This is a genomic window from Sulfitobacter sp. TBRI5 (assembly GCF_051013555.1).
Taxonomy (GTDB): domain Bacteria; phylum Pseudomonadota; class Alphaproteobacteria; order Rhodobacterales; family Rhodobacteraceae; genus JL08.
The window spans coordinates 1,110,805-1,131,583 of record NZ_CP112884.1 but is presented as its reverse complement, the minus strand read 5'-3'; the positions used below and the strand labels follow the sequence as shown (position 1 = coordinate 1,131,583).

The 20,779-nt window shown below is 58.8% G+C and carries 22 protein-coding genes; 12 read left to right on the top strand and 10 right to left on the bottom strand.

The window, feature by feature from the left end; translation table 11 throughout:
* Positions 1-5 precede the first annotated feature (5 nt).
* From OLX72_RS05875 to rlmH, 5 genes are all read left to right on the top strand, one after another.
* Positions 6-167: a hypothetical protein gene (locus tag OLX72_RS05875; RefSeq protein WP_433990027.1), complete on the top strand. Its 162-nt coding sequence runs from the start codon at positions 6-8 to the stop codon at positions 165-167.
* A gap of 77 nt (positions 168-244) precedes the next feature.
* A complete protein-coding gene (locus OLX72_RS05870) occupies positions 245-1,606 on the top strand; it encodes a mechanosensitive ion channel family protein (RefSeq protein ID WP_433990026.1) in 1,362 nt (453 codons plus the stop codon).
* A 59-nt stretch (positions 1,607-1,665) separates the two neighbouring features.
* The gene (locus OLX72_RS05865; protein ID WP_433990025.1) at positions 1,666-2,397 is read left to right on the top strand and encodes a hypothetical protein; all 732 of its coding nucleotides are present in this window, start codon (positions 1,666-1,668) and stop codon (positions 2,395-2,397) included.
* Between the two features lie 197 nt (positions 2,398-2,594).
* Entirely contained in the window at positions 2,595-2,957 is a 363-nt protein-coding gene (rsfS, locus tag OLX72_RS05860) for a ribosome silencing factor (protein ID WP_114868519.1), read from the top strand.
* Positions 2,958-2,966: 9 nt separating this feature from the next.
* The gene (rlmH, locus tag OLX72_RS05855; RefSeq protein ID WP_114868520.1) at positions 2,967-3,437 is read left to right on the top strand and encodes a 23S rRNA (pseudouridine(1915)-N(3))-methyltransferase RlmH; all 471 of its coding nucleotides are present in this window, start codon (positions 2,967-2,969) and stop codon (positions 3,435-3,437) included.
* 3 nt (positions 3,438-3,440) lie between these two features.
* On the opposite strand, the gene OLX72_RS05850 is transcribed toward rlmH, so the two are convergent.
* Both OLX72_RS05850 and OLX72_RS05845 read right to left on the bottom strand, forming a co-directional pair.
* Positions 3,441-3,746: a hypothetical protein gene (locus tag OLX72_RS05850; RefSeq protein WP_433990024.1), complete on the bottom strand. Its 306-nt coding sequence runs from the start codon at positions 3,744-3,746 to the stop codon at positions 3,441-3,443.
* 83 nt (positions 3,747-3,829) lie between these two features.
* Positions 3,830-4,540 (bottom strand): DUF599 domain-containing protein, encoded by a 711-nt coding sequence (locus OLX72_RS05845; protein WP_114868522.1) that lies wholly within the window; start codon positions 4,538-4,540, stop codon positions 3,830-3,832.
* Between the two features lie 79 nt (positions 4,541-4,619).
* Between OLX72_RS05845 and OLX72_RS05840 the strand changes: the two genes are divergently transcribed.
* The 6 genes from OLX72_RS05840 to OLX72_RS05815 all read left to right on the top strand — a co-directional run bounded on the left by OLX72_RS05840 (position 4,620) and on the right by OLX72_RS05815 (position 10,883).
* Positions 4,620-6,068 carry an FAD-linked oxidase C-terminal domain-containing protein gene (locus tag OLX72_RS05840; protein WP_433990023.1) on the top strand — a complete coding sequence of 483 codons (1,449 nt, stop codon included), beginning with the start codon at positions 4,620-4,622 and terminating at the stop codon, positions 6,066-6,068.
* Positions 6,069-6,118: 50 nt separating this feature from the next.
* Positions 6,119-7,255, top strand: coding sequence for an FAD-binding protein (locus OLX72_RS05835; protein ID WP_433990022.1), 1,137 nt, complete (start codon positions 6,119-6,121; stop codon positions 7,253-7,255).
* 4 nt (positions 7,256-7,259) lie between these two features.
* Positions 7,260-8,582, top strand: coding sequence for a glycolate oxidase subunit GlcF (gene glcF, locus OLX72_RS05830; protein ID WP_433990021.1), 1,323 nt, complete (start codon positions 7,260-7,262; stop codon positions 8,580-8,582).
* Positions 8,583-8,680: 98 nt separating this feature from the next.
* The gene (locus OLX72_RS05825) at positions 8,681-9,469 is read left to right on the top strand and encodes a trypsin-like serine peptidase (RefSeq protein ID WP_433990438.1); all 789 of its coding nucleotides are present in this window, start codon (positions 8,681-8,683) and stop codon (positions 9,467-9,469) included.
* Positions 9,466-10,278, top strand: a complete 813-nt coding sequence (locus OLX72_RS05820; RefSeq protein ID WP_433990020.1) for a trypsin-like serine peptidase — start codon at positions 9,466-9,468, stop codon at positions 10,276-10,278. The genes OLX72_RS05825 and OLX72_RS05820 overlap by 4 nt, the downstream gene beginning before the upstream one ends.
* Positions 10,279-10,415: 137 nt before the next feature.
* Positions 10,416-10,883, top strand: coding sequence for an Hsp20 family protein (locus OLX72_RS05815; protein ID WP_433990019.1), 468 nt, complete (start codon positions 10,416-10,418; stop codon positions 10,881-10,883).
* A gap of 66 nt (positions 10,884-10,949) precedes the next feature.
* Here the strand turns inward: OLX72_RS05815 and OLX72_RS05810 are convergent, their stop codons facing one another.
* From OLX72_RS05810 to OLX72_RS05780, 7 genes are all read right to left on the bottom strand, one after another.
* Positions 10,950-12,881, bottom strand: coding sequence for a vWA domain-containing protein (locus OLX72_RS05810; protein WP_433990018.1), 1,932 nt, complete (start codon positions 12,879-12,881; stop codon positions 10,950-10,952).
* A complete protein-coding gene (locus OLX72_RS05805; RefSeq protein WP_433990017.1) occupies positions 12,878-13,414 on the bottom strand; it encodes an RNA polymerase sigma factor in 537 nt (178 codons plus the stop codon). Before OLX72_RS05805 ends, OLX72_RS05810 begins: the two co-directional genes overlap by 4 nt.
* An 85-nt stretch (positions 13,415-13,499) precedes the next feature.
* The gene (lpxK, locus tag OLX72_RS05800; protein WP_433990016.1) at positions 13,500-14,489 is read right to left on the bottom strand and encodes a tetraacyldisaccharide 4'-kinase; all 990 of its coding nucleotides are present in this window, start codon (positions 14,487-14,489) and stop codon (positions 13,500-13,502) included.
* The gene (locus OLX72_RS05795; RefSeq protein ID WP_433990015.1) at positions 14,486-15,715 is read right to left on the bottom strand and encodes a 3-deoxy-D-manno-octulosonic acid transferase; all 1,230 of its coding nucleotides are present in this window, start codon (positions 15,713-15,715) and stop codon (positions 14,486-14,488) included. Before OLX72_RS05795 ends, lpxK begins: the two co-directional genes overlap by 4 nt.
* A 7-nt stretch (positions 15,716-15,722) precedes the next feature.
* On the bottom strand, positions 15,723-15,965 hold the full coding sequence (locus tag OLX72_RS05790; protein WP_114872014.1) for a DUF4170 domain-containing protein: 243 nt from the start codon (positions 15,963-15,965) through the stop codon (positions 15,723-15,725).
* 64 nt (positions 15,966-16,029) lie between these two features.
* Positions 16,030-16,824 carry a 3'(2'),5'-bisphosphate nucleotidase CysQ gene (locus tag OLX72_RS05785; protein ID WP_114868532.1) on the bottom strand — a complete coding sequence of 265 codons (795 nt, stop codon included), beginning with the start codon at positions 16,822-16,824 and terminating at the stop codon, positions 16,030-16,032.
* On the bottom strand, positions 16,811-18,157 hold the full coding sequence (locus tag OLX72_RS05780; RefSeq protein WP_114868533.1) for a TldD/PmbA family protein: 1,347 nt from the start codon (positions 18,155-18,157) through the stop codon (positions 16,811-16,813). The genes OLX72_RS05785 and OLX72_RS05780 overlap by 14 nt, the downstream gene beginning before the upstream one ends.
* Before the next feature lie 262 nt (positions 18,158-18,419).
* Here OLX72_RS05780 and OLX72_RS05775 point away from each other — a divergent pair, with 262 nt between their 5' ends.
* Positions 18,420-19,052: an N-acetyltransferase family protein gene (locus OLX72_RS05775; protein WP_433990014.1), complete on the top strand. Its 633-nt coding sequence runs from the start codon at positions 18,420-18,422 to the stop codon at positions 19,050-19,052.
* 52 nt (positions 19,053-19,104) lie between these two features.
* Here OLX72_RS05775 and OLX72_RS05770 read toward each other — a convergent pair whose 3' ends face one another.
* A complete protein-coding gene (locus OLX72_RS05770; RefSeq protein ID WP_433990013.1) occupies positions 19,105-20,628 on the bottom strand; it encodes a DUF2125 domain-containing protein in 1,524 nt (507 codons plus the stop codon).
* Positions 20,629-20,779: the final 151 nt, after the last annotated feature.

The window sequence follows — 20,779 nt, the reverse complement described above, 5'->3', positions numbered from 1 at the left end:
AAGTGATGTTCAAAACAATCCAACTGGGCCTGATTGGCCTCTTGATCGGGCTTGCCGTTGCAGCGCAGGCGCAGGCCCCGTTGTTTTCGGACGAGTCCCCGGACGCGGTGCAAACCGGTGCGGGCGTGATCCACCAGATCGCCGACCTGTTGCACATTTCTGGCTGATCCTTTTCCGGTCAGGTCAGTGAATGGCTTGATCGCAAGGCCATGGCCGTGCCAACCTGCTACAAAAAGGCAAGGGCATGGAGCCGCAAAACAATCCTGTTACACCACAGCTTGATGTTCCGATGGACCTCAGTCAGGTTCTGATGCCTGTCTGGATGGACGTCGTTGCCTTTTTTCAGGGCCTGATTACGCCGGGATGGCGGCAAAACCAGCTTCTGATCATTGTTGGCCTGTTTGCGCTGGCCTATCTGCTGAGGATCGTCACCGAACCCATGGTCGAAAACTGGGCGCGCAGCCGTGAAGGTTGGCCCAAATGGCGTCTGCGTACGCTGGTTCAGATCCGGCGGCGTCTGGTCCTAATCTATTTCGCGATCGGTGCATGGTTCGTTTTTCTGACAATGCAGCAACTGACATGGCCGTCGCGCAGTTACATGATTGGCCTTGTCGCCACTCTGGTCACAGTCTGGCTGTTCATTGCATTTGCCGCACGGGTGGTGCGCAACCGTTCACTGCGGCGTTTGCTGATCTGGGGCCTGTGGATTTATGCCACGCTGCATTATCTGGCCGTGACCGACGAAGTGTTCACCTTTCTGGACAGCATCGCCGTAGAATTCGGCAATTTCCGTTTGTCAGTTCTGACGCTGATCACGGCACTTGTGATCGTGGGCGCGCTGTTCACCGCCGCGCGCATTCTTTCCAACCTGATCGCGGGTTCGATCCGCCGCAACGAAGATATTTCGCCTTCAATGCAGGTTTTGGGCATCAAGGCGGTTCAGGCCGTCCTGTACGCGATCGCGTTTTTTGCCGCAATCGAAGCGGTTGGTTTTGATCTGACCGGGTTGGCCGTGCTGTCGGGTGCCATTGGTGTTGGTATCGGTTTTGGCCTGCAAAAGGTGGTTTCGAACCTTGTATCGGGTGTCATCATCCTGCTGGATAAGTCGATCAAACCAGGCGATGTCATATCACTGGGCGAAACCTTTGGCTGGATCAACTCGCTGGGCGCGCGTTATGTGTCGGTTGTAACCCGCGACGGGCGCGAATACCTGATCCCGAACGAAGACCTGATCACCGGGCAGGTGGTCAACTGGTCCCATTCCAACGAATTTGTCCGCCTGGATATCTATTTCGGCACGTCTTACGGCTGTGACCCGCATGAGGTGCGCAAGATCGCGATCAAGGCGGCAGAAGACGTGCCGCGTGTGTTGATTTCTCCGAACAAGCCTGTGTGCCACATCGTCGGATTTGGCGACAGCAGCGTCGATTATATCCTGCGGTTCTGGATCAGTGACCCGACATCGGGCCTGACGAATGTGCGTGGCAATGTGTATCTGTCGCTCTGGGATGCATTCCAGGCCAATAACATCTCGATCCCGTTCCCCCAACGCGAGGTGCGCATGCTGGGGGATGATGACAAGGCTGTCGCCAAAGCCTTGGATTAATCCTTGCTTCGCGCCCCGACGGCCCTAACTCGTCGGGTCTGAAAGCGGGCGGATCCACAATGCGAAACAACATCGTTCTGATTTTGGGAAGTGGCCCGAACGCCGTTCAGGCCAGCCAGTGGGGCGCCACCCCCCAAGACCGTCACTTTGACCGGATCGTCGCAATCAACAACGCGTGGCAAATCCGCGCCGATTGGGATTTCCTGATCCACCCCGAAGATTTTCCGCCAGAACGCAGGCCCGGCACCCTGCAGCCGACGCAGCAGATCATTACCGCCGATACCTATGTGGCGGCCCAGAATGCATTGGGCGGCTTTGTTTATGCGGGTGGTACAATGGCGTTCACGGCGGCCTATTGGGCGCTGCACACGCTCGCGCCAAAGGTTCTGGCATTTCTGGGCTGTGACATGGTTTATCCGCGCAGTGGCCCAACCCATTTTTACGGCACCGGTACTGCCGATCCATTGCGCGCCGATGTGACGTTGCAACATCTGCCGTCGAAATCCGCGCGGCTGGCGCTGAAAGCCGCGCAAGCCGGATGTCATTGTGTAAACCTGTCCCGTGACCCATCCCAGTTGCTGTTTCCACGCGCCAGCCTGTCCGATCTGGCCGCGCTGCCTGATGCCCCTATCACGTTGGATCAGGCGCTTGTCGACCGGGCTGACAAATGCGAAACCAACCTGGGCTATTTCGTGCCGTCGGGCCGCTACTGGGAGGATTTTGACCGGCTCAGTGCTCCGGCGCTTGCAAAACTTGATGCCCTGTGGCTTCAGGCATATGGCGCGCGCTGACGGCAGGGCTGCAAATTTGCGACAATCGTCACGTCATTGCGGCGGCGATGCACCACTGCTTCATTGAAATGTCATGATCGGCTTGCTACGTTACCTGTATCCCCAGCGCCGGGGGTCTGTCGGCGCGTTTTAAGGAGGACAATGTCCTGTCAATCCACGCAGACGCGGCCGCTGCCGCGAATACACGGGCCTCTTTGATGGCCGCCCAAGCCCAGCCAAGCAGTGAAGAACTGCTGGCACGCATCCTAACCTTACTTGAAGAAGACAAAGCCGAAGACATCGTGCAGATTGACCTGCGCGGTAAAACGGCCATTGGCGACTTCATGGTTATCTGTTCCGGTCGTTCGACCCGTCAGGTGTCATCCATTGCTGAAAAGCTGGTGAATTCCCTCAAGCAGGAATTTGGCCGGCTTAGCAAGATCGAAGGCAAGGACATCGGCGATTGGGTGCTGATCGATACAGGCGATGTGATTGTGCATGTGTTCCGTCCCGAAGTTCGGGAATTCTATCAGCTGGAAAAAATGTGGATGCCGGCAGCCGCCGCTGCGTCCACCAACTAAGCTGATCAGATGCGGGTGCAGATTTGCGCAGTCGGGCGGCTGCGCACGGGCCCCGAACGCGCCCTGATCGATGATTACCTGACCCGGTTCGACCGCACGGGTCGCGCTTTGGCGCTGGGGCCTGCTGCGGTGATCGAAGTGGACGATCGCAAAGGGGGCGGTATGCAGGGAGAAGCCGCCTTGCTGCGCCGCGCAATGCCTGCCGGCGCGTTGATATGCACGCTGGATGAACGCGGCACAGTCATGTCATCCCCCGAATTCGCCGCCAAACTGGGTCAGTGGCGTGATGGCGGGCGTAGCGATCTGTCCTTTGTGATTGGCGGGGCAGACGGGATCGATCCCGAATTGCGCAAGGATGCCGGTTTCAGCCTGTCCTTTGGCAAAATGGTGTGGCCGCACATGCTGGTGCGGGTCATGTTGGCAGAGCAGCTCTATCGCGCCGCATCCATTCTGTCGGGTGGGCCCTATCACCGGGAATAAAGGTCAGGGCAACCTGACGGTCTTGGTGTTGCCCGACCAGCCATCGACCGAGCATCGCGCCTGTATCTGAACCTGTTTGGTGCCTTCGGGAATGGTCACGCCAGACAGTGACCGCGTAAAGGGTTGCTCATCGACATGCGGATGATGCAATTCCCGCATCCCCAGTTCGGCCCCGTTCATATCCAGAACGCGCCATGCGTCTGTATAGTGATCCCAGCCGGTATCCGGATGTTTCACTGTCACGTCGAATCGCCACGCGCCACCTGTCTGGGTGGCGGTGACGGCCTGAATCGTCGTTGGATCCGCCATGGCGGACGTGCTGATCAACATAAAAACTGTAAACAAGGCGCGTTTCATGAGGCGGTTCTAGCAGGTTCTGGCGGTACGTAAACTCACGTCTGTGTGCGGGTTGTATTTGCCAGCAGAATACTGCGCGATCTGGACGCAAATTCGCGCCGCCACAGCACCAGAAAAGTCAACACAGTGGCGACCATCAACGGGATCGTGCCCAACAGCCACGCCGCGCTGGCCAATCCGAAATAGATCGACCGCAACCCCTTGTTAAAGCCGCGCGCGGCGGTGATGCTGATTTCTGCGGCCTGCGATGCGCGCGGAAAGGCATCCGGGTCTTTTGGATCGTTCGGCACCGCCGCGATCAGAACCGAACAATATCCGAACAACCGGTGCGACCACACGAATTTCAGAAAGGAATTCGTCACAAAAAGCAGCATGAGCAGCAGCTTGACCTCCCAGACAAATGTCGGATCGGTTTCCAGGGTCAACTCGTTTGCCAGACCCGCGACGCGTTCGGCATTGCCGATCAACGCCAGACCGCCACCAATCGCAATCATGCAGGTCGAGGCAAAAAACGATGTACCCTGTCGCATGCTTGCGACGATCTGGGCATCAAATATCCGCGGATCGCGCCCAACCATCTGCACCATCCACTCCCGTCTGAAACCGGCCATGAGTGTTGAAACCGACGGGTGACGCGCACGCGGATGCTCGATCATCCAGTCGATACCTGCCCACACCGCGAAAAGCAGCACCAGCGCAACGATATCCAGCGTTGAAAAAAGGGCAAAGCGGTCTGTCCATGTCATGGAGAAACCATAAGGCCCAACGATAAAACTTGCCAGATGCAGAAATTGGTTATATTTTCTTACCAAAGGGAGATCGCTGATGGAAATGCCAATACCCAACCCCGCAATTCTGGCCCGCAAGGTACGGCTGGTGGAACGCCTGTGCGAGGTGTTGCCCCGCGATGCAGTGATTGATGATCCCGCGGAAACCAAAGCCTATGAATGCGACGCTCTGACCGCCTATAAATGCCCGCCGCTTCTGGCCGTTCTGCCCGCCAATACCCAGGAAGTCTCCGACGTCCTGCGCATCTGCCATCAGGAAGGCGTACCGGTGGTGCCGCGCGGATCGGGCACATCGCTGGCCGGGGGCGCGATGCCCACCGCCGACAGTGTCATTCTGGGCGTGGCCCGCATGAACGACGTGATCGAAACGGATTATGCCAACCGGGTGATCCGCGTGCAGACCGGCCGCACCAACCTGAGTGTGACCGGCGCGGTCGAGGAAAATGGCTTTTTCTATGCGCCGGATCCGTCCAGCCAGCTGGCCTGCGCGATTGCGGGCAACATCGCGATGAACAGCGGTGGGGCGCATTGCCTGAAATACGGCGTGACCACGAATAACCTGATGGGCGTTAAAATGGTGCTGATGGACGGCAGCATTGTCGATCTGGGCGGCAGCCATATGGATGCCGGCGGGCTTGACCTGTTGGGCGTGATCTGCGGCTCCGAAGGGCAACTGGGCGTCGTGACCGAGGCGACACTGCGTATTTTGCCCAAACCCGAAGGCGCGCGGCCCGTTCTGATGGGTTTTGACAGTGCCGAAGTTGCGGGTGCCTGCGTTTCGGACATCATCAAGGCAGGCGTGTTGCCGGTTGCGATTGAATACATGGACCGCCTGTGCATCGAAGTGACCGACAAGTTCGCCAAGGCCGGATACCCCGACTGCGAGGCGCTTCTGATCGTCGAAGTAGAAGGTGCACCGCAGGAGATTGACGAGCAACTGGGCGTGATCATGCAGATTGCGCGCAATCACAATCCGGTCGAACTGCGCGAAAGCAAATCGCCCGAAGAAAGCGCGAAAATCTGGCTGGGTCGCAAATCGGCCTTTGGCGCGATTGGCCAGATCAACGATTACATGTGCCTTGACGGAACGATCCCCGTATCCGCGCTGCCCTATGTTCTGCGCCGGATCGGCGAACTGGGTACGCAATACGGTCTGCAAGTGGGCAACGTGTTTCACGCAGGTGACGGCAACATGCATCCACTGATCCTGTTTGATGCCAACAAACCCGGTGATCTGGAACTGTGTGAAGCGATGGGGGCAGATGTCCTGCGCCTTTGCGTCGAAGTGGGTGGGTGCCTGACCGGCGAACACGGTGTCGGGATCGAAAAACGCGATCTGATGCTGGACCAGTACGATGCCGCCGATCTGGAAGTGCAGATGGCGGTCAAGGATGTGTTCGATCCCGCATGGTTGCTGAACCCTGCCAAAGTATTCCCGCTGGCGGTCTCGGCGCCGCGGCGCGAACCTGCGCTGGCCGCCGAATAATCGGGGGCGTTGCCCCCGGACCCCCAAAGTATTTCAGAAAAGATAAAACAATGACCCCCAAGACAGAGGCCGAACTGGCCGACATTATCGCGACTGCACACGCGCCGCTGGCGATCTCAGGCGGCGGCACCCGCGGCTATTCCGCAGAGGGCGCACGGTTGTCGGTGTCCGGCCTGTCGGGGATTGAGCTGTATGAACCGGGTGCGTTGACCATTGTCGCCAAGGCCGGGACACGCATGAGTGAAATCGAAGCGGCACTGGCAAAGGAAAACCAGCGCCTGCCGTTCGAACCGATGGATCATCGCGCCTTGCTTGGCACGGACGGCGCCCCCACAATCGGTGGAGTGATCGCCGCCAATGTCAGCGGCCCGCGCCGGATACAATCAGGCGCGGCGCGCGATTACATGCTGGGGGTCAGGTTTGTCGACGGGGCCGGGACGGTCCTGAAAAACGGCGGTCGCGTGATGAAGAACGTCACCGGCTACGATCTGGTGAAACTGATGACCGGATCCTATGGCACGCTGGGTGTGTTGAGCGAAGTGGCGCTGAAGGTTCTGCCGCGCACCGATGTTGTGGCCAGCATCATGATTGACGGACTGAGCGATGCAGAGGCGGTGCGCGCCATGTCTGACGCGCTGGGATCGCCGTTTGAAGTATCGGGCGCGGCGCATATGCCGCGCGGACCCGAAGAAAAGCCGGTGACGATGATCCGGATCGAAGGCTTTGAGGGATCGGTCAAATACCGGTCGGGCAAGCTGGTGGACCTGCTGGCGGGTTATGGTGCTGCGCGCGTGGAAACCGACCCCGAAAAAACCGATGCGATGTGGACGGGAATCCGCGATGTTGCTCCCTTTCACGGTGTTGAGGGCGATGTCTGGCGGGTTTCGTGCAAACCTTCTGACGGACCGCAGCTAAGTGCGGCCTTGTCTGCAACCGATACTCTGTTCGACTGGGGCGGTGGATTGATCTGGGCGCTGACGCCCGAAGGTACGGATGCACGGGCCAGTCTGGGGGCGTATGATGGCCACGCGACCCTTGTGCGTGCCAGCGCAGAGACAAAGGCACGATTGGGAACATTCCAGCCCCAACCGGCCCCGATCGAAGCCATTACGGCGGGCCTGCGCGCCAAATTCGACCCGAAAAACATTCTGAACACCGGGTTGATGCAACCCCGTCAAGAGGGCTGAGCGGATGCAGACAACCTTTATCCCGGAACAGTTGAGCGATCCGGCGATTGCGCGGTCGAACGAGATCTTGCGTACCTGTGTGCATTGCGGATTCTGCACCGCGACCTGCCCGACCTATCAGGTTCTGGGGGACGAGCTGGACAGCCCGCGGGGCCGCATCTACCTGATCAAGGACATGCTGGAAAACAACCGCGTTCCGGATGCAAAAACCGTGAAGCATATCGACCGCTGCCTGTCTTGTCTGGCCTGTATGACAACCTGTCCGTCCGGCGTGCATTACATGCACCTTGTTGATCATGCCCGTGAATATATTGAAAACACTTATAAACGCCCGCTGAGCGACCGCGCTCTGCGCTGGGTGCTGGCGCGGATTCTGCCCTATCCTATGCGGTTCCGGATTGCGCTGCTGGGGGCCAAGATCGGACGGCCCTTTGCCCGTCTGATGCCGGATGCGCGGTTGCGCGCGATGCTGGAAATGGCGCCCAAGGTGATCCCGCCGGTCAGCCGAAATGATGACCCACAAACCTTTGTGTCCGAGGGCCCGCGCCGCAAACGGGTGGCGCTGATGACAGGCTGTGCGCAAAAGGCGCTGAACACGGATATCAATGATGCCACGATCCGGCTTTTGAAACGGCTGGGATGCGACGTGGTGATCGCCAAGGGGGCAGGGTGCTGTGGTGCGTTGACCCATCACATGGGCAAGACCGATGAAAGCCATGCAACGGCGGCGAAAAACATCACCGCCTGGGCGGCGGAAATGGATGGCGACGGTCTGGACGCGATCGTGATTAACACCAGCGGTTGTGGCACCACCGTCAAGGATTATGGCCATATGTTCCGTCATCATGCGCTGGCCAAGGATGCCGCGCGGGTTGCGGATATCGCCATGGATGTGTCCGAATTGCTGATGCAGCTTGAGATGCCCGACGGCGCCGACAAGGGCCTGATCGTGGCTTATCATGCCGCCTGTTCGCTGCAACATGGCCAGCAGATCAAGACGTTTCCAAAAGATTTGTTACGCAAGGCGGGATTTGGAGTGGTGGAACCTGCCGACAGCCATTTGTGTTGCGGGTCGGCGGGCACCTACAATCTGATGCAACCTGCGATTTCCAAGCAGTTGAAAGAGCGCAAGGTACGCACGTTGGAGGCGCGAAGCCCCGATATTATTGCGGCCGGAAACATCGGTTGCATGATGCAGATCGGCGGAGCAACGGACATTCCGATTGTCCACACCGTCGAATTGCTGGATTGGGCCACAGGCGGACCAAAGCCACCTGCGCTGGAACAAGAGGGAAAACGCGTTCCCCAAGTGCCCATATTGCGCTAGAAGCCGCGTGGACGCCCTAATTTTGCCTTAAGTCGTCTTTAGTTCAAACCCGAACGAAAAGGGAGACGCGCGTGCGTCGTTGGATGTCGATCTCACTTATGGCGCTGGTCACGACCCCCGCAGCTTTTGCGCAGGATGCACGGCTGCGAAGTCTGGATTCGGTGGATGATGGCCGCGCATGGGAAGCCGTCGGGCGGTTGGATATCGATGGCACTGGGTTTTGCACCGGCGCGCTGATCGCGCCCGATCTGGTACTGACGGCGGCGCATTGCCTGTTCAACAAGGCATCCAAGGAACGCATCAACCACGAGACGGTCGAATTCCTTGCAGGCTGGCGCAACGGGCGGGCCTCGGCCTATCGCAAGGTGCGGCGCGCCGTTGTGCATCCCGAATATGTCTATGACGATGCGGCATCATCCATCAGGGTGCGCAACGATATCGCCCTTCTGGAACTGGAACGCCCGATCCGCAATACCACGGTAACCCCATTTGCAACCGCCGCGCGTCCGAAAAAAGGCGACCGCGTCGGCGTGGTATCCTACGCCAAAGACCGGTCCGAAGCCCCGTCGCTGCAAGAGGTGTGCGGTGTGCTGGCACGGCAGGAAGGTGTTCTTGTCATGACCTGCAATGTCGATTTCGGATCGTCCGGCGCACCGATTTTTACCTTTGAGCAGGGCATCCCGCGTATCGTGTCTGTTGTGTCGGCCAAGGCCGAGGTGGAAGGCACCAAGGTTGCGCTGGGCACTGCATTGACCGAACCCCTTGAACAGTTAAAGGCGGCACTGGCCGCTGGCGAAGGCGTATTTCAACCGGCGGGGCCGGTCGTCAAGCGCGTATCTGTTGGTGGCACCAGAAATGATACAGGTGCCAAATTCGTCAAGCCATGACGGGTTTTCGGATCGTTCTGTCTGCGCTGGTGTGCAGCATGATTGCCGGTCTGGCGATGGCCCAGACCAGCGGGCTGGCGCGATTGAGCGATCGCGAGGATCTGCTGGGATGGGAAGCAGTTGGCCGGATTGATATGGCCGGGGCCGGGTTCTGCACCGGCACCCTGATCGCATCCGATCTTGTGTTGACGGCGGCGCATTGTGTGTACCACCCCGAAACCAAAGAACTGGTCCAGGCCGATCAACTGATATTTCGGGCAGGCTTGCGCGATGGCACAGCCATTGCGGAACGGGTTGTGGCACAGATTGCAGCGCATTCGGGCTATGATCCGAAGGGCGCGTTTGACGGCGAAAACGTGCGTCATGATGTGGCGTTGTTGCGCTTGCGCGATGCGATCACCAGCACCGAGGCAAACCCCTTTGTTTTGCACAAGGGCGCAGCGGCCGGATCAACCGTCAGCGTTGTGTCTTATGGTCAGGGCCGCGCCGAAGCATTGTCGCGCCAACGCGAGTGCAGGATGCTTGGAAATTTTGATGATGTGATGGCCTTTGATTGCAACGTCACATTCGGGTCTTCCGGGGCACCGGTTTTTGCGCGTGTGGGCAATCGCGGGCGTATCGTTTCGGTGGTGTCGGGCATGACGATAATGAACGGCAAGAAACTGGCGGTCGGCATGTCGCTGCCCGCGGTGGTTGACCGGTTGAAGCGTGATCTGCGCGCACAGCAACAGGGCCCGACGGCCAGTGTGCGCCGCCTGACAGTGGGCGACAACCGCAGTGGGACCGGGGCGAAATTCGTCAAACCCTGAAACCCTTGAAAGCGAAACAGCGAATTCCCAGATTAATGATGTGAAAGTGCCAAATAAGGGCTTTCGCACAAACCGGCCTGTCCCGAATGGGAAGGTCAAACTGAATTCGTACTCGCTCAGAAAGAGGATGACGACACATGAGAAATTTTGATTTTGCCCCGCTGCACCGTGCCAGCATCGGTTTTGACCAGATCGCCGATCTTATGGATCGCGTGATGACCAACGAAGCGCCACAACCCAGCTATCCGCCTTACAACATCGAAAAAACGGCCGACGATGCGTATCGTATTTCGATCGCGGTTGCCGGTTTTTCAGATGCCGATCTGGGCGTTGAAGTAAAGGAAAACGCGTTGATCGTGACCGCAAACAAGGCGGACAGCGGCGAAGAAAAGACGTATCTGCATCGCGGGATTGCCACACGCGCCTTTGAACGCCGGTTTCATCTGGCCGATCACGTAAGGGTCACAGGTGCGTCCCACGCCGATGGGATGCTGCACATTGATCTGCAGCGCGAAGTGCCCGAAGCCCTGAAACCGCGCCGCATTGAAATTGCTTCGACAAAAGCGGTCGAGGCTGACGTGGTTGACGCGAAAGCCGTCAACTAAGACCTGACCCCAAGGTCTTACCCTCGGACACCCGGTCGTTTCTGCGACCGGGTGTTTTTTGTTTCCTTATTCCCCGCTCAGGCTTTGCGCGAGCCGCATCAGACGGACGGCTTCGCTGCGGTAGCCGAATTCATCCGCGCCCTTGTTGGCATTGGCAAGCGCGATGGCATCGCCATAGCCCCAGTCGTGCAGATAAACACTGCCGCGCAACAATTGCCCGAACCCTGCAACCGCCATCGCAAAACCGGTGTCCGGCATGGCCGGTCCGTCTGCGGTGATCGGGGTTTCGATCAGCTGGCTTTCATCTGCGCCGGGCAATTTGTACCGGATTCGAAGAAATCCCAGTTCGCCAGTGTCAGAACCCGGTGCCGATGTGCCATAGCGCAACGGTTCGCTCAGTTGTGCAGGGGATCCGACCGGCGTCACTTCGTACAGTGCTGTCACGGTATGTCCTGCACCAATATCACCCGCATCCACGGCGTCATTGTTGAAATCCTCGCGCCGCAAGGTGCGTGTTTCATAACCGATCAGCCTGTATTCGGCGATTTCGGCGGGATTGAATTCAACCTGAATTTTCACATCATTCGCAATCGGAAACAACGCTCCGGTCAACTGGTCCACCAGAACCTTCTGCGCCTCAGCCAGCGTATCGATATATGCCGCCTGTCCGTTGCCGTTTTGCGCCAGCGCCTGCAGGGTCGCATCATCCAGATTGCCCCGCCCGAAGCCCAGAACGCTTAGATATGTGCCGCTGTCACGTTGCTGCGCGATATATGTCTTTAACGCTTCAGGATCGGACAGCCCGACGTTGAAATCACCATCGGTGGCCAGCACAACGCGGGTGACTTCGCCATCCTGCGCCATAGTATCGGCAAGTGCATAGGCCTGCTGCAATCCGGCCTGTCCCGCTGTCGATCCGCCTGCATCCAGGCGGTCCAGAGCGGCCAGAATTGTGCTGCTGTCAGAGGCCTCTGTCGGGGCCAGAACCTGCCCTGCACTGCCCGCATAGGTGACAATGGCCACCTGATCCTGCGCGCGCAACTGGCCCAGCATCAGACGGAACGACTGTTTCAGCAGCGGCAGTTTGTTGGGCTGGTTCATCGACCCCGATGTATCGATCAGGAACACAAGGTTCAGCGGCGGGCGGTCCGCCACATCGGGCAGCGCGCCCTGAATACCGATATGCACCAGTTGCGTATCCGGGTTCCATGGTGTTCGGGCAACGGACACGGTGGGCAGGAACGGGGCATCACCTGTCGGGGCCGCGTAATCGTAAGGGAAATAGTTCACCATTTCTTCTACGCGCACCGCATCCGCCTCTGGCAAAACCCCGTTCATCAGCGCACTGCGCACAACCGCATAAGACGCGGTATCGACATCAACAGAAAACGTCGAAACCGGGGTTTCAGCTGTAATCTGCACCGGGTTGGATGCCGCATTGGCAAATGTTTCGCTGTCGGGCTGCATTTCTGGCGCAATAGGCTGTTCCCGCAGTGTTACGCTCTGATCTGAAGAGAACGCACGCAATTCGGCTTGCGGTGCTTGCGTCAAGGCAACAATACCATCGCTGTCCTCCTGCTCGCGGCCAACCGCCTTGGGTGCTGCGGCGGGGGCCACGCTGTCTGCTTCAGCCCGCTGCCTGTTTGCCAGTGTCGTGTTGCCTGATGTGTCGGGCGCTTGGGAAACCGGAACAAGACCCGGTGCAGGAGGCTGCAAAAGATCATCCCCCAAAGGCGTCAGTACCACGAACGCAGCGGCGACAAGTGCGGTTGTCGCGGCCAGTCCACCGCGCGATGTCATTCTGTCCAGCATTGTTTTCATCCCTGTCCAAAGGCCCGAAAGCGGGCGATTGGGTGTAGGACGGCTCACAGCCGGTGATCCTTGGAGACGGGCAAAGTTTTCCTGTGCCAGCGCCAGATGCGCAGCCTTCGTTGCGGCATCAGGTGCCGGAGTCGCGGCCTTCATTGCCGCCTTCAGGTCGTCAAGATCATCACTCATGTCTGATCCTCTTTTTCGCGCAGGGCGCGCAGGTGTTTCTTGGCTTCGGAAATACGCCAGCTGATCGTGCCTTCGGACACACCCAGAACGGCGGCCGCATCGCGATGCGTCATGTCGTCAAGCACCAGTGCCAGTGTGTCGCGCAGATCGTCCGGCAGCAAAGCCATGGATGTCATCAACCAGTCAATCTGGCGCGCGGTATCGGCATCCGCGCCTCGACGGTTCAATTCCCAATCGCCCCAGCCATCCGCCGCGCGTGTATGGCTGGCGCGTTTGCGCCGCCTGTCATGGGCCGCGTTGACGACAACGCGATATAACCATGTGGTCAGCTTGGCATCGCCGCGAAAGGCCCGCAGTTTCGCGGGCAGTGCGGCGCATATATCTTGTGTCAGGTCTTCGGCTTCGTGCTGTGATCCAGTCAGGCGAAAGGCCAGCCGGAACAGCCCGTCATAGCGCCGCGCCAACAGAGCCGCAAAGGCGGCTCCATCGCCACCTGCGGCCGCCATGGCCAGATCGTCGTCGCTTGCATCCATTCGCATCACCTTTGTTGGACGCATGCGCCTGGTCAATCCTTGGGCGCGGGATGAAAATAATTTGCCCCATCTTAGAAACAGCGTTTCAGGGTGCGGGAAACCGCGCCAGCATTTCGTCCAGCGCGGTAATGTCGTCCAGAACCAGACGCACCGGCAACGTGATCACCTGCCTGCGGAACTCGGACGGCAAGCGGACGGCATCCTTTTCTGTTGTGACCAGTTGCGCATTCTGTTGCAGCGCGTCAGCCTCCAGCCGGCGCATCAGGGTCGGCGTCAGTTCCTGATGATCATCCAGCGCTTCGCCGTGCACCAGTTCGACCCCAAGATGGCGCAGGGTTGCAAAAAACTTTTCCGGATGCCCGATCCCGGCAAATGCCAGATAGCGCCCGTCGCTCCATTGCATGCCCGTGTTCAAAGGAACCAGAGCGCCGGTGATATGGGGCAAGGCCAGTTTGGCCCCCCAACGTTGTCTGAACCGCGCCTGTGCCTCGTCCGTGCCGATTGAAACGACGGCATCCGCGCGCGCCAGACCGGTTTCAACCGGTTCGCGCAACGGGCCAGCGGGCAGGCATTTGCCATTGCCAAACCCCTTGTCTGCATCGACCACCACCAGCGCCAGATCATAGCTTAACGCGGGGTTCTGAAATCCGTCATCCAGCACAACGATGCTGGCCCCTGCTTCAATCGCCCGTTTCGCGCCTGCCGCGCGGTCTCTAGATACCCAGACTTCAGCGAACGCGGCCAGCAACAGCGGTTCGTCTCCGACCTGATGCGCCTTGTGGGTGGCGGGATCTACCTGAACCGGCCCGGCTAGCGAACCGCCATAGCCGCGCGACACCACATGCACCACATGGCCCAGATCACGCAGCCGTTCGATCAGGGCAATCACCGTTGGTGTCTTGCCGGTGCCGCCCGCGTTCAGATTGCCGACACAGATTACCGGCACATTCATTTTTTCTGGCGTTCCGTTTGCCAGACGCCGTGCTGTCGCCTTGGCGTAAATCGCCCCCAACGGCGCCAGAAGGGCCGATCGCCAGCTGCCGGACGAATACCAGAAACCGGGCGGTCGCGTCATCGGGATGTCTCCGTGTCCAGCGCGTCCTGCATCAGATCGACCACACGGTCGGTCAGTTCAGCGCCTTCTGAAACAACCTCCCACCCGGCATGTGCCATTGACGCAGCAAGATCCGGTGCAATCAATCGCAAAACGGATGTTCCCAGCCCGTCAGCATCCTTGACGATGCGCGCGGCCCCCGCCGATGCAAGGCGGGAATATGAATCCAGATGATCCCCCACATTCGGCCCATAAAGGATTGCCGACCCAAGCGCCGCAGCAACGAAGGGATCACGCCCGCCGTAACCTGACACCAGTGAACTGCCAACAAACGCCAGCGGCGCAAGCCGGTACCACAGGCCAGGATCTTCCGGGGAATCAACCACCAGAACCTGTGTCAGTTCGTCAGTCGTGCCGCCATTTGCCCAGTGCGCCACGCGCAAGCCTTGCGATGCAACATAATCGGCCAGTTTTTCATTCGGTGATGCCGACACCAGAATCAACAGCAGACGATGGGCCAGACGGGCTGCCGTTCGGTGTGCCTGAAGCACCAGATCAACTTCGTCGCGCTGCACATCGGCGGCAAGCCAGATCGGGCGCCCGGCCAACTGGTTCGCCAGATCATCCAGTTCGTCCATGTTGCAGGGCAGCGCCTGACCTCCGGGACGCAGCAAGGGGGTGAGTTCAACAGATTTCGGGGGCAACCCGAGTTTCAACAGTCTTTGGCGCGCCGTATCCGATTGCGCCATGATCACGGAAAAACACTTGACCAGTTGCCGTGTCACCTCGGGAAACCAACGCTCCTTGCGGCTGTTAAAGCCGTTTTCGCTGGCATCGATCAGAAACAGCGGCACTTTGCGGTCGGCCGCGTTCAACACCATGTTGGGCTGCAAGAATCCTCCGGTCCAAAGGCAGACATCAGGGGCCCAGTGGTCCAGAAACCGTGTTACGGTAGCAGGATGATCGGCGGGCAAGGCTTCGGTAATGATCTCTTTGTGGAAAACGGCCAGCTTGTCGATCAGTTTCTGGCTGACCAGCGCCGGGTCATAGGTGATCAGGATCGTGATCGCGCCCCGTTGCGCGGCCAGCCGACTGGTCAGATCGGCAAGCGCAACAAGACGCGTGGGGTTGGTGGCGTGCGCCCAGACCAGTTCACCCTTTGGGCGTGGCCTGACGGGTGTGTAATCGGGAACGGGCCCACGCTTCATATATGCGCGATAGGCCGCTAGGCTAAGAGATCGCGCCATCCGGCCATTATTCCAGTTCTTCGGTCGAAGACGCTTCGGCCTCTTCATCGCGCAAGCGGTGCAGATGCGCGATGAAATAGCGCATATGTGCGTTGTCGACCGTGCGCTGCGCTTCGGATTTCCACGCATTATAGGCGCTGTCGTAATCGGGGAAGATGCCGACAATATGGATGTCGTCGACGTCTTTGAACGTATTGCGGGTTGGATCGACCAACTCGCCTCCAAAGACAAGATGCAGGCGTTGGGTCATATCGCGTGTCCCTTTGGTTACAGTGTTTCGATTGTGCGCCAACCTACGGAATTGGCCTGTCGCGTCAAGCAGCAGGGCGGGGGGCATGTCCCAGCGCCGTCATGATCTGGCTGTGAACGGCGATGCCGCCCGACACAACGCCGTTCAACATAGGCCGGGCGTTGTTGAACAGCAGTTGCTCGCCGGTCTTGTCGGTACAAATGGCGCCAGCCTCGCTCAGAATCAGATGACCTGCGGCGATATCCCATTCCCAGCTGTCGCGCAGGGTCAGCATGGCATCGAACCGCCCTTCGGCGACCAGTGCCAGCCGATAGGCCAGTGACGGGCGATAGGCCCGTGTGATCTGCGGAACACCGCGTGGCCAGTGAACTTCGGACAGGTTCGGGCGCGCGGCCAGAACCTGCGCGCCGGCCAGATCGGCAGTGTCTGTCGCATGAATGGGCTGATTGTTCAGAAAGGCACCTTGCCCCTGCGCCGCACTGTAAAGCTTGTCGCGCAAGGGCAGGTAGATAACGGCTGCCGTGACAACACCCTTGTGCGCGATGGCAAGGGCGTGCGCCCATGTGCGCGATCCTTCGACAAAGCTGCGGGTGCCATCGATCGGATCGATGATGAATACGGTATCCTTGTCCAGGCGTGCGGCGGAATCTTCGGTTTCTTCCGACAGCCAGCCGTAACCCGGCCGGGCGGTGCGCAATCTGCGTTCCAGCATGTCGTTCACTGCCAGATCGGCTTCGGTAACGGGGCCGGCACCATCCGGTTTGTCCCATCTGACCGCATCGGCACCGGTGAATTCCGTTGCGATGTCTCCTGCGGCCAGCGCCGCGTTGATCAATAGGTTCAGATCACTTTCCGGCAAGGGTCATCCCTTCTACCAGAAGCGAAGGAACCACGCGGCTCAGATGCGTGCGTGCATCATTGGCGGGGATCAGGCGGGCCAGCATATCGCGCAGATTTCCGGCTATGGTGCATTCATTGACCGGATGGCTGATTTTACCGTTTTCAATCCAAAGCCCGGCGGCACCACGCGAATAATCACCCGTGTTCGGGTTGATCGTAGACCCGATCATCGATGTTACCAGCAGCCCGGTGCCCATATCGCGTATCAGGTCTTCCTTGCTGTGGGTGCCCTGGGTCAGTGCCACATTCCAGTTTGACGGTGAAGGCGGGCCGGATGTACCGCGTGCCGCGTTTGCGGTGGACACCATGCCCAGCTTGCGCGCTGTCGCCAGATCAAGTGTCCATCCGGTCAAAACACCGTTTTCGATGATGTTGCGCGGTCTGGTGGCCAGACCTTCGGCGTCAAACGGGCGCGATCCGGATGTCCGAATACGGTGCGGGTCTTCAACCAGCGAAAGATGTGCCGGCAAAACCGTCTGGCCCAGCGCATCGCGCAGCCAGGATGCACCACGCGCAATTGCGATACCGTTGATCGCGGACAGAAGATGCCCGATCAAAGACGACGAAATGCGTTCGTCAAACAGCACCGGATAGGAGCCGGTCGGGGGTTGTACCGCGCCGATCCGGGCCAGTGCGCGGGTGCCGGCGGTTTCGCCGATATCTTCGGGGGCGCGCAAATCGGACTGGAACAGGCGGCTGTCCCCGTCATAGTCGCGTTCCATTCCCGTGCCGGTACCTGCAATGGCAACGCAGGATATCGCGCGATCCGTGCGGCTGTATCCACCGGAAAACCCGTTTGTGGCCGCCAGATGCACCTGACGTGCGCCATAGGCCGCGGATGCGGATTGCACCTGCGTAACCCCCCTGACACCCAGTGCCGCCGCTTCGGCGCGCTCGGCATCCTGTTGCAATTCCGCCGGATCGGGTTCGGCCGCAGGATCGGCCAGTTCCAGTGCAGAAATATCCCAGTCACGCGCCAGTTCCGCAGGATCCGCCAGCCCGATATGCGGATCTTCCAGCGCCTCGCGTGCCATTGCAACGGCGCGCTGTGCCATTTCCGTCAGGGTCTGGGGCCGCGTGTCGGAAGCGGACACATTGGCCTGCCGCTGACCCACCAGAACCCGCAACCCGATATCGATACCTTCGGACCGTTCGGCCTGTTCCAGCCGTCCAGCACGCACATCGATCGAAACGGATGTGCCCTGCACGGCCATTGCATCCGCATTGTCCGCGCCTGCCTTTTGCGCGGCCTGCAAAAGATCGTTCGTCAGTTGCTCCAAAGATCGGGTCATGTTCTGCCTTTACCGTTTCCAATCCCGAGGTAGCGCCGCTGGCCCCCACCCGCAAGGGGACAGGATGGAAAGGAGTGTCATGCAAGCATGGCGCAGTCTTTTCATCTGACAGGGTCTGGCCTGTTTCGAACGCGCTCTGTGATCAAATACACGGCGTCACGGCGGGAAATCGCGCAAGTTTTCTGCAACGCAGAATAATTTGTCATGCAATTCTGTTCTTATCGGAAGGAGCGGCTATCTAATGGGTCAGGAGAGCGGATACATGATCCCAGACACAGCGCATGATCTGCTTATTCGCCGACTTTGGGCCGTTGACCAAGAAGCGATCAGCAATCACCTTCTACGACTTGACGCCGAAACGCGGCGTGTCCGCTTTGGCGGTGCTGTCAACGATGAGAGCGTCAAGGCATATGCACGACGTATTCTGCGTTACGACAGCATCGTTTGTGGCGCCTTCAGCAGCGGTACCCTCAGAGCAATTGCGGAATTGCGCGGTCTCTACCGGTCTTGGCCCGCAATGGCCGAAGCCGCGTTTTCCGTTGAACCGGATTGGCAGAACGGGGGCATCGGCGATGCCTTGTTCGAGCGTGTTATTGCGTTCGCCCGAAATCGGGGCGTCAAAACGCTGTACATGACGTGTCTTCGGGAAAACGAACGGATGCGGCATCTTGCAGCCAAACACCACGCCCAGTTATATTTTTGCCCCGGTGAAGTCGGAGCAACTCTTGATCCGAATTGGCCAACTCCGCTTTCCGTCGCCATCGAAATCGCGGACGAAACCAGAGGACTGACACAGGCGATGTTTCGTTGGCCCGCTATGTGGCAACAAACCCATCTGCGAAATCAGGGCTTCTTGCGGGCTGGGACGGAAAACAAATCTGAAAACGGGATATGAAAAAGGAGCCGCAGGATGGCGGCCCCCTTGTTTTCAGTGGTGATTGAAACCCTTACTGAATGCGCTGCCCATTGGCCAGAACGTGGCCCTGATCGTTGATTTCGATCTTGGAATTCAGTGTATCGGCGCCTTCTCCGGGGACGGCGAACAGGCCCATCATCATGCGCGCACCCATCGCCTGTTCTTCGGGCAGCATGCCCATGCCGACCAGCTTGTTGATCAGCCCGTTGCCACCGACCAGTTTCAGATCGACAGATCCGGTCGGTTTCGGCATCCCGTTGAACTCTTGTGTATTGTCAAAGGTAAAGCTGCCATTGCCACTTAGCGCGGCGCCGGCGACGGAGACCAGCAGATTGCGCAGTTCAAGCGAATTCAACTCTCCGGGAACGGTGCCGGATGCTTCCATCGCGGCGGTGGCATCGGGGTCCATGAAATCAACCAGAACCTTGGCTTTGCCCGCAAGATCAATGTTGATGGTTGCCGGATCGCGCGGCAGCGCACCGGACGGATCGAACATGTTCCACAACGTGTCATCCATTGCGAAATTGCCCAATGTGATCGCCAGACCAAAATCCTGTTCTTCGTCGGATTTTGCAATTGGCACGGACAATTTGAACAGGGTTTCGTCCATAGTGGCCGACAACCCGAACGGAATTTGCGCGCCGGTGACGTTGATCGCCGAATTGCGCGATGTCACATCATATGACAGGGTTTCCCCGTCCATTGATGCCGCCAGCGAACCGCCCTGCGATGAAGTGGTACCGCTGAAATTGCCATCCACGGGATCCTGAACGTTGAATTCCGAACTGCCGCTTTGATAATCAAAGCTGCCGTCAAACGCGAAACCGTCCTTGAACATCGCTGCCACATCAGAGTTGTCCAGCACCAATGGCAATGTTCCGTTGCCGTTTGCGGTGATCCCGTTGATGGTTCCCTTGAACGCGCCGCGGCCATCGTTTTCGCGGTCGGTCACATCCAGTTCATACGAAATCGTGCCAATATTGCTGGCTTGATTATACGTGCGGACATCTGCTGTTTTCATCACATGGGTGCCGGCAATGTCGGCCATATCCACACGAAACCGCACATCTTCTTCGGAAACGTTTTCACCTTCGACATTCAGGCTGGCCAGCGCCATCGCAATGCGATCCGCGCTATAGGTATACGTCACGTCATCGGGCGCGCCGGATGCGACCATGTTGAACCCGGATTGTGAATAATCGATTTGTGCAGTGGCCGGCGATCCGCTTTCGACATCACCGGTGATCTTGATCGGCATCGTCTCGGGAAACTGGATGGATACAGTTCCATCGCCATTTTCAGAAAAGGAAATCGTGTCTAGCTCAATCGCAATCGTGCCTTCGGCATCGGGCAAAACCATCGACATTGTGATGTCCGAAACGGTCAGGTCACCGCCCGACGCGTTTTCAGTCGCGTCAACGCTATATCCCATGCCTTCCAGATACCCGCGCCAGTCAGACCAGATTTCCTGAGCGGTTACATCGGCAATGGCGGATTGGGCGCCCAGAATAAGGGCCAGGGCGCTCGCAGTGCCCACGTGTTTTGAAATAAGCATTGTGAACCCTTTCTCGGTCAAATGATGCTTCTATGTCCAGGCTATGGCAATCAATGGTCAAGAGGGCAAGGGCTGGACCCTTGCAGATGCGCGGTTTACCACTTTGGGGCCGTTCACATAATGGTGCGGTGGCAATGACAGATAGGTGACA